Origin of the sequence: Streptococcus xiaochunlingii (genome assembly GCF_006385805.1) — a bacterium.
GTDB classification, from domain to species: domain Bacteria; phylum Bacillota; class Bacilli; order Lactobacillales; family Streptococcaceae; genus Streptococcus; species Streptococcus xiaochunlingii.
Genome location: NZ_VFSG01000002.1, coordinates 196955 through 211284 on the forward strand (window position 1 = coordinate 196955; position 14330 = coordinate 211284).

The following is a 14330-nucleotide window of genomic DNA, read 5'->3' on the forward strand; positions in this document are numbered from 1 at the left end:
TCAAAATAGTTTGCCTTTTTACAATTCGTAGCCTGCCCCTAAGGGCAGGTTTTTTGGTGTCTTAAGGAAACTATTTAACAGAATTTTTGATTAAAAGTTTCATTTTAAGAGAGAAATCTCTAATTTCATAATCGATAAGCAAACGCTTGCATTCCTTTTTTTATTAGATTATAATAGGTTGGTATAAAGCCTTCTGTAATAATATTGAGAAAGTGTAGAAAGTAAGGATTTAGAATATTTGTAGTCAAAAATACAATGTTGCTTCTTACGATAAGGAGATAGATATGGCAATGATAGAAGTGCAACATCTTCAGAAAAATTTTGTGAAGACAGTTAAGGAGCCGGGGTTAAAGGGAGCCTTGCGCTCCTTTGTTCATCCTGAAAAGCAGACTTTTGAAGCGGTCAAGGATTTAACTTTTGAAGTTCCAAAAGGGCAGATTCTAGGATTTATCGGGGCAAATGGTGCTGGGAAGTCAACCACCATCAAAATGCTGACAGGGATTTTGAAGCCCACATCTGGCTTTTGTCGGATTAACGGCAAGATTCCTCAGGATAATCGCCAAGATTATGTCAAGGATATTGGAGTCGTTTTCGGACAACGCACCCAGCTATGGTGGGATTTGGCTTTGCAAGAGACCTACACGGTTTTGAAAGAGATCTATGATGTACCGGACTTGCTTTTTCATAAGCGCATGGACTTTTTGAATGAAGTTTTGGATTTGAAGGAATTTATCAAGGATCCTGTGCGGACTCTTTCACTAGGTCAACGGATGCGGGCGGATATTGCGGCTTCCTTGCTTCACAATCCCAAAGTTCTCTTTTTAGATGAACCGACTATTGGTTTGGATGTGTCGGTCAAGGACAACATTCGACGTGCTATCACCCAGATAAATCAGGAGGAAGAGACAACTATTCTCTTGACTACTCATGATTTGAGTGATATTGAGCAACTCTGTGATCGGATTTTTATGATTGATAAGGGGCAAGAGATTTTTGATGGAACGGTGAGTCAGCTCAAGGAGACCTTTGGCAAGATGAAGACTCTCTCCTTTGAACTGGTACCAGGTCAAGGTCATCTTGTCTCTCATTATGAAGGCTTACCTGATATGTCCATTGATAGACAAGGAAATACTCTCAATATTGAATTCGATAGTTCCCGCTACCAGTCGGCCGATATTATCAAGCAAACCCTGTCTGATTTTGAAGTCCGTGATTTGAAGATGGTAGATACGGATATTGAAGATATTATCCGTCGCTTCTATCGAAAGGAGCTCTAAGATGGTCAAATTGTGGAGACGTTATAAACCCTTTATCAATGCAGGGATTCAGGAGTTGATTAGCTATCGAGTCAACTTTATTCTCTATCGGATTGGTGATGTCATGGGAGCTTTTGTGGCCTTTTATCTCTGGAAGGCAGTCTTTGACTCCTCCCAGGAGACTTTGATTCAGGGCTTCAGTATGGCGGATATCACCCTCTACATCATCATGAGTTTTGTGACTAATCTTCTGACTAGGTCGGATTCTTCCTTTATGATTGGGGAGGAGGTCAAGGATGGCTCCATTATCATGCGCTTGCTGAGACCAGTGCATTTTGCGGCCTCTTACCTTTTCACCGAACTTGGCTCCAAGTGGTTGATTTTTATCTCTGTTGGACTGCCATTTTTAAGTGTCATTGTTTTGATGAAAATCTTATCTGGGCAAGGTATTGTAGAAGTGTTGGGATTAACTGTCCTTTATCTCTTTAGCTTAACTCTAGCTTATCTGATTAACTTTTTCTTTAATATCTGCTTTGGATTTTCAGCCTTTGTATTTAAAAATTTATGGGGTTCCAATCTACTCAAGACTTCAATAGTGGCCTTTATGTCTGGCAGTTTGATTCCCTTGACGTTTTTTCCAAAGGTGGTTTCAGATATTCTCTCCTTATTGCCATTTTCATCCTTGATTTACACTCCGGTTATGATCATTGTTGGGAAATACGATGCCAGTCAGATTCTTCAAGGGCTTTTGCTCCAGTTCTTCTGGCTCTTAGTGATGCTAGGCTTGTCTCAGTTGATTTGGAAACGAGTCCAGTCCTTCATCACCATTCAAGGAGGTTAGTATGAAAAAATATCAACGCATGCATCTGATTTTTATCAGACAATACATCAAGCAAATCATGGAATACAAGGTCGATTTTGTGGTTGGTGTGTTGGGAGTCTTTCTGACTCAAGGCTTGAACCTCTTGTTTCTCAATGTCATCTTTCAACACATCCCCTCGCTAGAAGGCTGGACCTTTCAAGAGATTGCCTTTATCTATGGATTTTCCTTAATTCCAAAGGGATTAGATCATCTCTTTTTTGACAATCTCTGGGCACTAGGTCAACGCTTAGTCCGAAAAGGGGAATTTGATAAGTATCTAACTCGTCCTATCAATCCTCTCTTTCATATCCTAGTCGAGACCTTTCAGATTGATGCCTTGGGTGAACTCTTGGTTGGTGGAATTTTACTAGCGACAACGGTCTCTAGCATTGCTTGGACTCTACCGAAATTTCTGATTTTTCTAGTTTGCATTCCTTTTGCAACCTTGATTTATACTTCTTTGAAAATCGCGACAGCCAGTATCGCTTTTTGGACCAAGCAGTCAGGCGCCATGATTTACATTTTCTATATGTTTAATGATTTTGCCAAGTACCCGATTTCCATTTACAATTCGCTCCTTCGTTGGTTAATTAGCTTTATTGTACCTTTCGCCTTTACGGCCTACTATCCTGCCAGCTATTTCTTGCAGGACAAGGATGGACTCTTTAATATTGGTGGTTTGCTTCTGATTTCTCTTATCTTCTTTTGCATCTCTCTGAAACTCTGGGATAGGGGATTAGATGCATACGAAAGTGCAGGTTCGTAAGAGCTAAAGTAAGACTAAAATCAAGAAAGGAACTTATGATGCTTGTTATTAAAGAAGTTAAGGATGAAAAGCAAAAAATGGCAGTTGTCGCTGAGGTTTTAAAGGATTTGCCAGAATGGTTTGGAATGCCAGAAAGCACGCAAGCCTACATCGAAGGAGCTAAGGATTTACGAGTTTGGGTTGCTTATCAAGAAAGTGATGTAGTAGGGTTTATAAGCTTATCATATTCGAGTGAAGATTGTGCTGAAATTGACTGTCTAGGCGTGAAAAAAACATTCCAAGGTCAAGGAATTGGAAGGGAATTAATTACGACTATAGAAAGAGAAGCAGTCAAACAAGTGGACTACCTACAGGTCAAAACAGTCGCAGAAGGTTCAAATAAAGATTATGACCGAACAAATGTCTTTTATCGCAGTCTTGATTTTAAAAAATTAGAGATTTTTCCTCAACTATGGGATCTTAAAAATCCTTGTCAGATTTTGATTAAAAAGATCAACTAAAAGTGCTTGACATCCATTCTTAGAGTGCTATACTATAGGGGTAATCGCCGAATTAGCTCAGTTGGTAGAGCAACGCACTCGTAACGCGTAGGTCACAGGTTCGATTCCTGCATTCGGCATCAAATGATACAAGACAAAGCCCTTAGTGATGGGCTTTTTTGATGTTGAATTACTTTTTGTACCAAATTATTATAAAAGTTTTCGGATGTTTTCAAACTCATCGTTAATCTTTTCTTGTAATGTATGATCGTAGTCTTAGTTAATATGGGAATGGTTTTATCAATATTCTAGAGCCATTTTAGTAATGCTTAAAACTATCTTTCCAGAAAAGAGACATTTTTCGGAAAATAATATTAGCAAAAATATATTTTACAATAAGAATAAGTAAAAAGACATCTGATAACGAGTACATCAGATGTCTTTATTTTTTAGGGGATCAGTTACTTTATTATAGTTCAGGATGTTGGTTTTCAAAGGAACTGTATACTTCAAAAAGTTGATTTCGTTTAGTAATTTCAAGTTTCATAAAAATATTATGTACATGAGTTTTTACAGTCCCAACTGAAAGATATAATTGGTCAGCAATCTCCTGATTGCTTTTATGTTCTAGTAATAGTGAAAAAATTTCCTGCTCACGCTCTGTTAAATGTAGCTTTTCGTAGAATAAATCTAAAGTACTATTATTATTGATATTTTTTGACACATCAGGTGAATTTAATTGTTCTTCTACATTTGAAATAATTTTCCAATCAGAAAGTATATATTTCATAATCAAAAAACAAACAGTAATAGTGAACATATCTTCGCATATGTTTCTATTTTGAATCCTTAGATTTAATAAGTCATATGAATCTATATTAAAAATGACAAATAGATCTTCTACGATAATTAGAAATCCAAATATCACTCCGATATGAGAAATTGTTTTTAAGTAACGTTTATTTCTATTACTAACGTTTAAAGATATTAGATTTCTTTTTGCGTATATGCCAGTATAAATCAAAAGGAGCTGGTTGGGAAGATAGTACATAAACACTCTCAAAGGAGAGTTATTAAGAATTGGGAATACCATCCATATGAAAGTAATACAAATAAAGCTGTAATGGATTATAGAAGGTGTTTCTTTTCTCAGTTTAGCAACTATCCAAAACTGGCACATGTTATTAACAAGGTATATGACAGTTTTAACAAAAGGGACGCCTAGAAAGTGCTGGTTGTATGAGTTTCCGAAATCTTTGAATATTTCTGTCATTGATAGGATCAGATTATCAAATATAAAAAAAACCAGATATAAGCTAACTGCAAAAAATAAGTATTTCTTTTCCTCTTCGGAATTTAAAGCATATGTCAATACAAAACCAAAAGTCAAAGTATACAGCATTATTAGAAATACATTGTATATATAAACTATTTCAATCATACTTAGCCTCCATCTGGTACGTGAAACTAATCAAAACTCTAAACTTTATTGAAAAGCAATAAAATAAAAGTTTATATTTAAAATAGCATTTATTTTTTTAAAAGAGAAACACTGGGTTTAGTACTTAAACTTTAAAAAAATAGGGTTTACACCTTTTAGTTTATCGTAAACTGTGTTTTTTTGCAATATCATTAAAACATAACAACACAGGAGGTCTCAATTATGAGCAATAAAATTGATTATATCACAACCGAAGAGTTCTCTAAAGAACAACTCTTAGAAATTGCTGATTTGTCTCTCAAGATTAAAGCCTGTATTAAGAATGGCTATTATCCACCTTTGTTGAAAAATAAAACTTTAGGCATGATTTTTCAACAATCATCTACAAGGACACGGATATCTTTTGAAACAGCTATGACACAGCTTGGGGGGCATGCACAATATTTAGCACCTGGTCAAATTCAACTAGGAGGTCATGAAACATTAGAAGATACAGCAACAGTTGTGTCTCGATTGACTGATATTATTATGGCACGTGTAGAACGTCATAAGAGTGTAGTTGATTTGGCAAAATTTTCACAAGTTCCGGTTATTAATGGTATGAGTGATTATAATCATCCTACACAAGAATTGGGAGATTTGATTACGATTATTGAAAATTTACCGAATGGAAAAAAATTAGAAGATTGTAAGGTAGTGTTTGTTGGTGATGCAACTCAAGTATGTTTCTCACTAGGATTAATAACATTGAAAATGGGTATGGAATTTGTTCATTTTGGGCCGAAGGGATTCCAATTAAATGATATGCATAAGTCAAAATACGACGAAATTTGCAAACTATCAGGTGGTAAATATTTAGTAACTGATGACATAGCTTCAATCGAAGGTGCAGATTTCTTATATACTGATGTATGGTATGGCTTGTATGAAGCAGAATTATCAGAAGAAGAACGTATGAAAGTTTTCTATCCTAAATTTCATGTTGATTCAGAAATGATGGCTAAAGCTGGAGAAAATTGTAAGTTTATGCACTGTTTGCCTGCCACACGTGGAGAAGAAGTGTCTGATGAAGTGATGGACGGACCAAATTCAGTGTGTTTTGATGAAGCGGAAAATCGTTTGACTTCCATGCGGGGTATCCTAGTTTATTTACTTCGTGATTTTGAAAAACGACATCCATATGACATAGAAAAACAATCAGCAGCTAAATCAGAATTGGAATCATTTTTGAAATAAAAGGATATTTCAGTTTATTTAGTGTTTATAATGCCTCAAGTCTCCTCTTAAAGGAAGGAGAAAAAAATGGAAGAAAAGAAAAAATTTAGTTTATTCACGACAGTATTAACAGTAATTTGCGTAGTGTTTGTTGCAGAAGCTGCTGCTCCCGTAGCAGCAATTGGGAATTCTCAATTCTTCTGGTGGTTATTTTTATTAGTTGCCTTTTTGTTGCCATATGGATTGATCTCAGCTGAATTAGGTACTACTTATATAGGTGATGGGGGAATTTATGATTGGGTGACAAAGGCTTTTGGGCATAGATGGGGAGCTCGTACCTCATGGTATTATTGGATTAATTTTCCATTGTGGTTAGCTTCGTTGGCAGTTATGACTCCAGAATTGTTGAAGACAATTACAGGAATTGAGTTTTCAATGTTCTGGACATTATTAATTGAACTTGCTTTTATTTGGTTAATCATCTGGATAAGCTTTTATCCAGCAAGTGATAGCGTGTGGATCCTCAATGGTGCAGCAATTATTAAAATGATATTAGCTTTATTAGTTGGATTTTTGGGACTGTATATTGCTTTCACAAAAGGAATGGCTAATAAAATTACATTAGAGTCACTTTTACCATCATTTGATTTAAACAGTTTATCATTTATATCTGTTATTATTTTTAATCTACTTGGTTTTGAAGTTATTTGTACATGTGCAGATGATATGGAGAATCCTAAAAAACAAATACCTCAATCTATAATTGTTGCAGGCTTAGTTATTGCGGCTATTTATATATTTTCTGCATTTGGTATAGGGGTAGCGATTCCTGTAGATAAAATTTCCACTAGTAGTGGTATGATGGATAGCTTTAAGCTTTTGACAGGATCTGAGGACGGATGGTTCATAATTTTGATGGCATTCATGTTCTTGTTAACACTCTTTGGAAATATGATTTCATGGTCACTGGGTGTGAATAACACAGCATGTTATGCTGCTGAAAATGGAGATATGCCAAAGTTCTTTGCAAAGCGTAGTAAGAAAAATAATATGCCGATTGGATCTGCCTTAGCAAATGGTTTTGTTGCAACACTTGTAGTAATCATTGCACCGATACTACCAAATCAGGATCTATTTTGGGCGTTTTTCTCATTAAATCTTGTGATGTTTCTACTTTCTTATGTACCTGTTTTTCCAGCATTCTATAAACTGAGAGAAATAGATCCAGAAACTCCTCGCCCATTTAAAGTTGGAGGAAGTAGTTTTGTTTTAAAAATTATGGTAGTCATTCCGATTATTATGATTCTTATCTCTCTCTTATTTACAGCGTTCCCATTATCATTTGACGAAGTAACATTAGCTGATAAGTTACCTGTAACTATTGGTTCATTCATTTGCCTAGTCTTAGGTGAGGTTATTATTCGTGTTAAGAAAATTAAAAAATGATAGCGACTTAATACTAATACAATAAAAGGAGGACTTGTGATGTCTAAACGTATTGTAGGGACAACCCCTAAAGTTGATGGATTTCGAATGCCAGGAGAATTCGAAAAGCAAGAACAAATTTGGATGTTATGGCCATGGCGAAATGATAATTGGCGTTTGGGAGCAAAACCTGCTCAAAAAGCATTCTTAGATGTAGCTAAAGCCATTAGTGAATTTGAGCCAGTTTCACTTTGTGTACCACCCCTTCAATTTGAAAATGCTATAGCTCGGGTATCAGCACTTGATTGTGAAAACATTAGAGTCATAGAAATGACCAATGATGATTCTTGGATTCGTGACTGTGGTCCAACATTCCTCATAAATGATAAAGGTGAACGTCGTGCAGTGGATTGGGAGTTTAATGCGTGGGGAGGTCTAGTTGACGGGCTTTATTTCCCTTGGGATCAAGATGCTCTTGTTGCAAGAAAGGTTTGTGAATTAACAGATACTGATTCTTATAAAACAGAGGATTTTGTTTTAGAAGGTGGATCAATTCACGTCGATGGTGAGGGTACAGTTATGGTTACTGAAATGTGCCTACTACACCCAAGTAGAAACCCACATTTATCAAAAGAGGAAATTGAACAAAAATTAAAAGACTATCTAAATTGTGAAAAAGTAATTTGGGTGAAAGATGGGATTGATCCATATGAAACAAATGGGCACATTGATGACGTAGCATGTTTTGTTAAACCTGGAGAAGTTGCCTGCATTTATACTGAAGATGAAAATCATCCGTTCTATAAGGAAGCTAAGGCTGCATTTGAATTTTTAAATGAACAAACAGATGCAAAAGGTAGAAAATTAAAAGTACATAAAATGTGTGTTACGAAGAAACCATGTTATCTAAAAGATGCAGATACGATTGATTATTCAGAAGGAGCTATTCCAAGAGAGGAAGGAGAAGTTGCAATCGCATCATATTTGAACTTCTTAATAGTAAATGGAGGAATTATTCTACCTCAATACGGTGATGAAAATGACGCGTTAGCAGTTGAACAAGTTCAAGCAATGTTCCCAGATCGTAAAGTTGTCGGAGTTGAAACTACAGAGATTGCATATGGTGGAGGTAACATTCACTGTATCACCCAACAACAACCAGCAACTAAATAGGTTTTGCAGAGTCTGGTAAAACAGACTCTGTTTTCTTAATGTGGCAGATCAAGTAGGTGTAGGCATACGATTGTATATTGTTCTACAAAGAGGAATAAATGATGAAAAATTTTGAGGTGGAATATAGCTGGTTAAAAAATTCTATTATAAAAGGAATAAATCAGCTACCGGAACATTCTGAGCATTATTTTTATAATAAATATGTAGATATAAAACAATTTGAATATATTCAAATGGATATGATGCATTTAAATAGTAATTGGATATACAAAATACCAGATTTCAATACAAAAACTAGCAACAATGAACAGGAATTAGTAACGTTGGTCAACAATTTTAAAGCTGAAGATACATTAATTAACAAAAAAAATATCTTAAGATTGAGAAGTTTTAATTTTCCTTTTTACATCTGGCTAAATGGATTCTTTGTTGGTTTTTCAAAGGGATTTGAAAGGTATTTAGAGTTTGAAATTACAAATATACTATGTCCGGATAGTAATGAACTTATAATTAAGGTATATCCAGGTATAGAGGAAACACAGAATAATAATTTGAGACTAGATCCAATCCTGGATAAAATCTCAGAGAGTATTATTTATAGTATTCCTAATCTCCATGTTTATAATATTGATGTTGTATTAGATAATAAACAAAATTTCAATAAATCTATAATCACTATTAACAGCTTATTGAACGGATATTCTGATAGTGCTGTAATTGGTATATATATATATGACAAAGAAAGAAAAATGATTTTAAAGGATAACGTTGATTATACTAATAAACTAGACAAAAAATATAATTTGGATATAAATTACTTAGCAATTTCTTTTATAAAATTATTAGTAATTGATGATGGTACTGTAGTAGAAACGGCTATAAAGAAAGTTAATTAAAAACTAGTATCACACGATTTTGATTTATCATAAGCTAACATTTTTCACACCAGTATTAAAAAATCTCGTGAAGCATCACGATTTATAAAACGTTTAAACCTATTAACATTTATTGAAAGTAATTCTTATTTATGTAAGGGGCTAGTTTTTAAATCTGTAAAAACAAACATATTCATCTTTCAGGAAAATACTTATTTTTCGGAAAGATACGTGAGAATAATAATCTAAGAAGAATTCTGGAACTAGGTGGAGAATTATGTTATAATCGAAATGAAATTGAGGCTAGATAATATAAGGAGATTTATAATGGCGACAGTGTTTGATGTAGCATTTTATATATTGGATAAACTTGGTGATATGTCAACTATGAAATTACAAAAGCTATGTTATTATGCTCAAGCCTGGTCATTAGCATGGGACGGTGTTCCGTTATTTAATGAGGATTTTCAAGCCTGGGCAAATGGTCCAGTGTGTAGAGAGTTGTATGAATTCCATAGAGGAGAGTTTCTGATAAATTCTGATAAAATTAAAGAGCGTAAAACTGATTATAATTTCTCATCTGCTGAAAAAGAGACCTTAGATATTGTAATTTCAGACTATGGTTCTAAGGAGGCGTTTTGGCTAAGTGAACTGACGCACAAAGAACGTCCATGGGTAGAAACTCGTGGATCGCTGGGGCTTGGCGAGCGTAGTGATGCGATTATAACAAAAGAATTGATGCAAGAATATTATTCAGGATTAGTTTCTAATGGGTAAAAAGAAAAGAACAAATATTGGTGAGGATATTGAATTTGAGAAGAAAACACAGATAATCTATGATCCTGACTCTTATAAACAATCTAAGCCGGTATGGAGTTTTGATTTAGCTGATTTTGACCATGATCAATGGAGTCTCTTAAATACAGATTTTATAGAAAAAGAAATTTTCAAAACTTTGAAAGCTTTTGAGGGCATGACTTGGCAAGAAATTGACAGTGCAAGTGGAGGGAAAAAAAAGGGAACAAATAATCATTTTATTCCATTTGAAGATATGATTAGAGAAGCACAAAATAGAGCAGGCGATATGAATCTGCTACAGCATGAAAGTTTGTATTCGTTGAGAATTACCTCAACGATTAGATTATTTGGTGTGCTTAATAATGGTATCTATCATATAGTTTGGTATGACAGTGATCATGCTATATGTCCTTCAAAAAAGAAGTGATTGAAATTTCCCTCATTCAATAAAACTTATTCATGTTTTTTGAAATAAAAAAGTATTTGGGGTTTTCTAGAGATTGATATAGAGGTGGTTTAAAATCATTTAAAATGTAGTCTTGGAAAACCAGGCTTGAAAAAGGCCCGTAAAGCATCACAATTTAGTAAACGTTAATTCGTTACTGGACAGCAGAATACAAACGAAAACACTTTGCATCTTGCAAGGTGTTTTTTTCTATGAGAACTGGCGGTGCGCAATTAGGATAGCTCTAGCGACTTTAGTCGCATAGAGATATGCTATGCACAGTTGCCTCAAGAAAACAATGCTTCTTGGTCCACCCTGTTAGACAAGCTTCAAAACCAAGGAATCCAACAGATTTCTCTTGTAGTTACAGATGGCTTTAAGGGGCTTGAGCAGATTATCAGTCAGGCTCACCCATTAGCTAAACAACAATGTTGCTTAATTCATATTAGTCGAAATCTAGCTAGTAAAGTGAAACGAGCAGATAGAGCGGTTATTCTGGGGCAATTTATAATGATTTATCGTGCTGAAAATTTAGAAATGGCAGGACAAGCTTTAGAGGACTTTCTCGCCGAATGGAAACCAAAGTATAGGAAAGTCATGGAAAGTCTGGAGAAGACGGATAATCTTTTAACTTTTTATCAGTTTCCCTACCAGATTTGGCACAGCATGTATTCGACAAACCTCATTGAGTCTCTTAACAAAGAAATCAAACATCAAACGAAAAAGAAGGTTCTTTTTCCTAATGAGGAGGCTCTGGAACGTTACTTAGTTACGTTGTTTGAAGATTATAATTTCAAGCAAAGTCAACGAATCCATAAAGGGTTTGGTCAATGTTCTGATACACTTGAAAGCTTATTTAATTAACACTCCGTAACTCTACTTAAGTGTTTACACATAATTATTTACAGTATCAAAAAATAAAGTATATTGTTTTCATCATAATATAATTAAATATCAGTATAGAGAATTTTATCTATATATCAGATATCAGCAATTGCTTTTGCTGTCATTTTTCGCTACAATAGTTACAAGGAGGAAATAAACATGTTAAAAGAAGTATTAAACGTCGCAAAAGTTGCGAAAAAATCATCTCTCTTCTTAGGAGGGGTAGCATTTGGGACGCTTGGCTTGAAAGTCTTAGCAAGTAAAGAAGCTAAGAAAGGCTATTCTAAGGCCTTGGCTAAAGCTTACAAATTGAAAGATGGACTGGATGCATCTGTTTCTGTTGTAAAACAACACGGTGATGATGTTTTACAAGACGCTAAATATTTATACGAACAGGAAAAGAAAGAAGAACAATTAGATAGCCTGACAGGTGAATAATATGTCTTTTAAAGTGCTACACAGAGGATATCAACATATCCGATTATCGTCATCGTTTTCACTGACCTTGGATATTCAAGATTATCTTCGTTCCTTGGCTAAAGATGAAAAAGGGATCGACTCTATTCAGTTTTATATGGATCAGCAGCACTTTACTCTACGTATGAAAGAAGGCTTCTCTGTATTAGAAAATGCAGAGGCCTTTTTAAAAAAAATTGACAAGGGGAAAGTTTCGGACTTGATGACTCTTCCCATTCGTAGAGAAGAGAGTGCTTATTCAATTGTATCGGGTGCAGCGATTAAGCGTTTGCTGTTTCGAAGTTTTGTACCCTACCCTATTCGTTATATTTGGACTTGTTATCAGGCTTTGGGTTATGTCAAAGAAGCCTATCAAACTTTAGCGCGCAAGGAACTAACCATGGAGGTCTTGGACTGTTCGGCCATTTTGTTGTCCTTGTTTATGAACCAATCCAAGACAGCTAGCAACATCATGTTTATGCTTGATTTGGGTAATCATCTGGATCAGTGGTCTTTAAAAAAAACAGCAACAGATTTGGAACAAAGCCTTCTTGCTAAAGAAAGTGATGTTTTCTTAGTGCGGGGAGACATGGTCATCAGCATCAAGAGTTCTGATGTTCAAGTAGGTGATGTATTAGTTGTCTCCCAAGGTAATGAAATCTTGTTTGACGGCCAAGTGGTTTCAGGATTAGGCATGGTCAATGAGAGTTCCTTGACTGGAGAGAGCTTCCCTGTTGAAAAGAAAGAGGGAGATTCTGTATGTGCGAATACTGTTTTGGAAACAGGAGAGTTAAGAATTCGTGTGACTGATAATCAGATAAACAGTCGTATTTTGCAACTCATCAATCTGATGAAAAAATCTGAAGAGAGTAAGAAGACAAAACAACGTCATTTTATTAGGATGGCAGACAAGGTTGTAAAATATAACTTCTTAGGTGCTGGTTTGACTTATCTGTTAACAGGTTCGTTTTCAAAAGCCATTTCCTTTTTATTGGTGGATTTTTCATGTGCTCTAAAAATATCCACACCTGTAGCCTACCTTACGGCCATAAAGGAAGGTCTAAATCGAGAAATGGTTATTAAAGATGGTGATGTATTAGAAAAATATCTGGAAGTGGATACTTTCTTGTTTGATAAAACGGGTACCATCACGACGAGTTATCCTTTGGTTGAAAAGGTTCTTCCTTTCGGAGATTATACTGAGAAAGATATTTTAAGAATAAGTGCATGTTTGGAGGAACATATCTATCATCCTATTGCCAATGCAATTGTTAAACAAGCTGAAATTGAAGGCATTGAACACGAAGAAATGCATGGCAAGCTTCAGTATGTTGCAAGCAAAGGGATTAAATCGCAAATTGATGGTCAATCGGTTGTCATTGGAAATTATGTACTAATGCAAGACGAACAGGTAAGAATTAGTTCTGAGCAGCTGGCCTTGATTGAGCAATATAAGACTCATTACAATTTATTGTTTTTGGCTTATAAGAAAGAATTAATTGGGATGTTTTGTATCCACACTCCCTTGAGAAGCGAGGCGAAAGTTGCATTGAAAAAGCTAAAGCGCCAAGGGAAAAAACTGATTCTGGCAACTGGTGATACGTTGGCTAGAACAGAAGAGTTGGTTAAAGATCTGCCATTTGACAACGTTTATACTGATTTAAAACCAGATGGTAAGTTTCAGTTGGTTCAGGAATTACAGAAAGCTGGCCGAACTATTTTGATGGTTGGAGACGGGTTAAACGACTCTGCTGCCTTGACGCTTGCAGATATTGGGGTTGTGATGAATGAAAGTGCTGATATTTCTAAGCAGATGAGTGATATTTTATTATTAGATAATCGTTTAGATTTCTTCGAGGAATTGAATTCTTTATCTGAATCGTTGCAGAAATTAATTCAAAGAAATATTCAAGAAACAGTTGTAATAAATGGAAGTTTAATTGGATTTGGGTTGTTAAATTGGTTAAGCCCATCTAATCTTTCGATATTGCACAATCTGACTACTTTAAGAATCGTCCTTCGTAGTCTTTCTATTAAAAGTAGGTAAGAGACCGAGAAGCTGAGGTTATAAAAACTAAAAGGAGTTGTCTCATTTGAGAATAACGGCTCTTTGTCAACTGTAGTGGGTTGGTGGAAAATTATACCCTGGAGAGGACCAAATTGGTTCTCTCCTTTTAAATATTGAAAAAACCATTGGCAGTGGACATACTTTAAGACTATATATTTCTGAAACTAGTTTCACAATACAAATATT

13 protein-coding genes, 1 tRNA gene and 1 pseudogene are annotated in these 14330 nt (G+C 35.1%); 14 read left to right on the forward strand and 1 reads right to left on the reverse strand.

The genetic code is table 11. From position 1 onward, the window contains the following. The first annotated feature begins 284 nt into the window (after positions 1 to 284). From FJR71_RS08380 to FJR71_RS08400, 5 genes are all read left to right on the forward strand, one after another. The gene (locus FJR71_RS08380; protein ID WP_140814618.1) at positions 285 to 1277 is read left to right on the forward strand and encodes an ABC transporter ATP-binding protein; all 993 of its coding nucleotides are present in this window, start codon (positions 285 to 287) and stop codon (positions 1275 to 1277) included. A gap of 1 nt (position 1278) precedes the next feature. Continuing rightward, entirely contained in the window at positions 1279 to 2097 is an 819-nt protein-coding gene (locus tag FJR71_RS08385; protein WP_140814619.1) for an ABC transporter permease, read from the forward strand. Between the two features lies 1 nt (position 2098). Beyond that, a complete protein-coding gene (locus FJR71_RS08390; RefSeq protein WP_140814620.1) occupies positions 2099 to 2884 on the forward strand; it encodes an ABC transporter permease in 786 nt (261 codons plus the stop codon). Between the two features lie 38 nt (positions 2885 to 2922). Continuing rightward, a complete protein-coding gene (locus FJR71_RS08395) occupies positions 2923 to 3384 on the forward strand; it encodes a GNAT family N-acetyltransferase (RefSeq protein ID WP_140814621.1) in 462 nt (153 codons plus the stop codon). A gap of 46 nt (positions 3385 to 3430) precedes the next feature. Further along, a tRNA-Thr gene (locus FJR71_RS08400) sits at positions 3431 to 3503 on the forward strand. Positions 3504 to 3832: 329 nt separating this feature from the next. Here the strand turns inward: FJR71_RS08400 and FJR71_RS08405 are convergent. After that, entirely contained in the window at positions 3833 to 4804 is a 972-nt protein-coding gene (locus FJR71_RS08405) for a response regulator transcription factor (protein ID WP_140814622.1), read from the reverse strand. Positions 4805 to 5026: 222 nt separating this feature from the next. On the opposite strand from FJR71_RS08405, the gene ptcA reads away from it, so the two are divergent. The 9 genes and pseudogenes from ptcA (at position 5027) to FJR71_RS08450 (ending at position 14123) form a co-directional block, all read left to right on the forward strand. Continuing rightward, a complete protein-coding gene (ptcA, locus tag FJR71_RS08410; RefSeq protein WP_140814623.1) occupies positions 5027 to 6040 on the forward strand; it encodes a putrescine carbamoyltransferase in 1014 nt (337 codons plus the stop codon). A 66-nt stretch (positions 6041 to 6106) separates the two neighbouring features. Beyond that, positions 6107 to 7465, forward strand: a complete 1359-nt coding sequence (locus tag FJR71_RS08415; protein WP_140814624.1) for an APC family permease — start codon at positions 6107 to 6109, stop codon at positions 7463 to 7465. Positions 7466 to 7504: 39 nt separating this feature from the next. Beyond that, positions 7505 to 8617, forward strand: a complete 1113-nt coding sequence (gene aguA, locus FJR71_RS08420) for an agmatine deiminase (protein ID WP_140814625.1) — start codon at positions 7505 to 7507, stop codon at positions 8615 to 8617. Positions 8618 to 8715: 98 nt separating this feature from the next. Continuing rightward, on the forward strand, positions 8716 to 9513 hold the full coding sequence (locus FJR71_RS08425; protein WP_246040149.1) for a hypothetical protein: 798 nt from the start codon (positions 8716 to 8718) through the stop codon (positions 9511 to 9513). Between the two features lie 306 nt (positions 9514 to 9819). Then, on the forward strand, positions 9820 to 10269 hold the full coding sequence (locus FJR71_RS08430) for a Panacea domain-containing protein (RefSeq protein WP_049492243.1): 450 nt from the start codon (positions 9820 to 9822) through the stop codon (positions 10267 to 10269). Then, a complete protein-coding gene (locus FJR71_RS08435; protein WP_140814626.1) occupies positions 10262 to 10717 on the forward strand; it encodes a hypothetical protein in 456 nt (151 codons plus the stop codon). Before FJR71_RS08430 ends, FJR71_RS08435 begins: the two co-directional genes overlap by 8 nt. 291 nt (positions 10718 to 11008) lie before the next feature. After that, positions 11009 to 11599 (forward strand): annotated as a pseudogene (locus FJR71_RS08440) (IS256 family transposase); the annotation flags it as partial. 180 nt (positions 11600 to 11779) lie between these two features. Further along, positions 11780 to 12058, forward strand: coding sequence for a DUF6110 family protein (locus tag FJR71_RS08445; protein ID WP_002893755.1), 279 nt, complete (start codon positions 11780 to 11782; stop codon positions 12056 to 12058). 1 nt (position 12059) lies between these two features. Continuing rightward, positions 12060 to 14123, forward strand: coding sequence for a heavy metal translocating P-type ATPase (locus FJR71_RS08450; RefSeq protein ID WP_002893754.1), 2064 nt, complete (start codon positions 12060 to 12062; stop codon positions 14121 to 14123). Positions 14124 to 14330 lie beyond the last annotated feature (207 nt).

Bases quoted from the DNA above. Each gene is read 5' to 3' on its own strand.
- FJR71_RS08380 (WP_140814618.1), top strand. From the start codon at position 285: ATGGCAATGATAGAAGTGCAACATCTTCAGAAAAATTTTGTGAAGACA.
- FJR71_RS08385 (WP_140814619.1), top strand. From the start codon at position 1,279: ATGGTCAAATTGTGGAGACGTTATAAACCCTTTATCAATGCAGGGATT.
- FJR71_RS08390 (WP_140814620.1), top strand. From the start codon at position 2,099: ATGAAAAAATATCAACGCATGCATCTGATTTTTATCAGACAATACATC.
- FJR71_RS08395 (WP_140814621.1), top strand. From the start codon at position 2,923: ATGCTTGTTATTAAAGAAGTTAAGGATGAAAAGCAAAAAATGGCAGTT.
- FJR71_RS08405 (WP_140814622.1), bottom strand. From the start codon at position 4,804: ATGATTGAAATAGTTTATATATACAATGTATTTCTAATAATGCTGTAT.
- ptcA (WP_140814623.1), top strand. From the start codon at position 5,027: ATGAGCAATAAAATTGATTATATCACAACCGAAGAGTTCTCTAAAGAA.
- FJR71_RS08415 (WP_140814624.1), top strand. From the start codon at position 6,107: ATGGAAGAAAAGAAAAAATTTAGTTTATTCACGACAGTATTAACAGTA.
- aguA (WP_140814625.1), top strand. From the start codon at position 7,505: ATGTCTAAACGTATTGTAGGGACAACCCCTAAAGTTGATGGATTTCGA.
- FJR71_RS08425 (WP_246040149.1), top strand. From the start codon at position 8,716: ATGATGAAAAATTTTGAGGTGGAATATAGCTGGTTAAAAAATTCTATT.
- FJR71_RS08430 (WP_049492243.1), top strand. From the start codon at position 9,820: ATGGCGACAGTGTTTGATGTAGCATTTTATATATTGGATAAACTTGGT.
- FJR71_RS08435 (WP_140814626.1), top strand. From the start codon at position 10,262: ATGGGTAAAAAGAAAAGAACAAATATTGGTGAGGATATTGAATTTGAG.
- FJR71_RS08445 (WP_002893755.1), top strand. From the start codon at position 11,780: ATGTTAAAAGAAGTATTAAACGTCGCAAAAGTTGCGAAAAAATCATCT.
- FJR71_RS08450 (WP_002893754.1), top strand. From the start codon at position 12,060: ATGTCTTTTAAAGTGCTACACAGAGGATATCAACATATCCGATTATCG.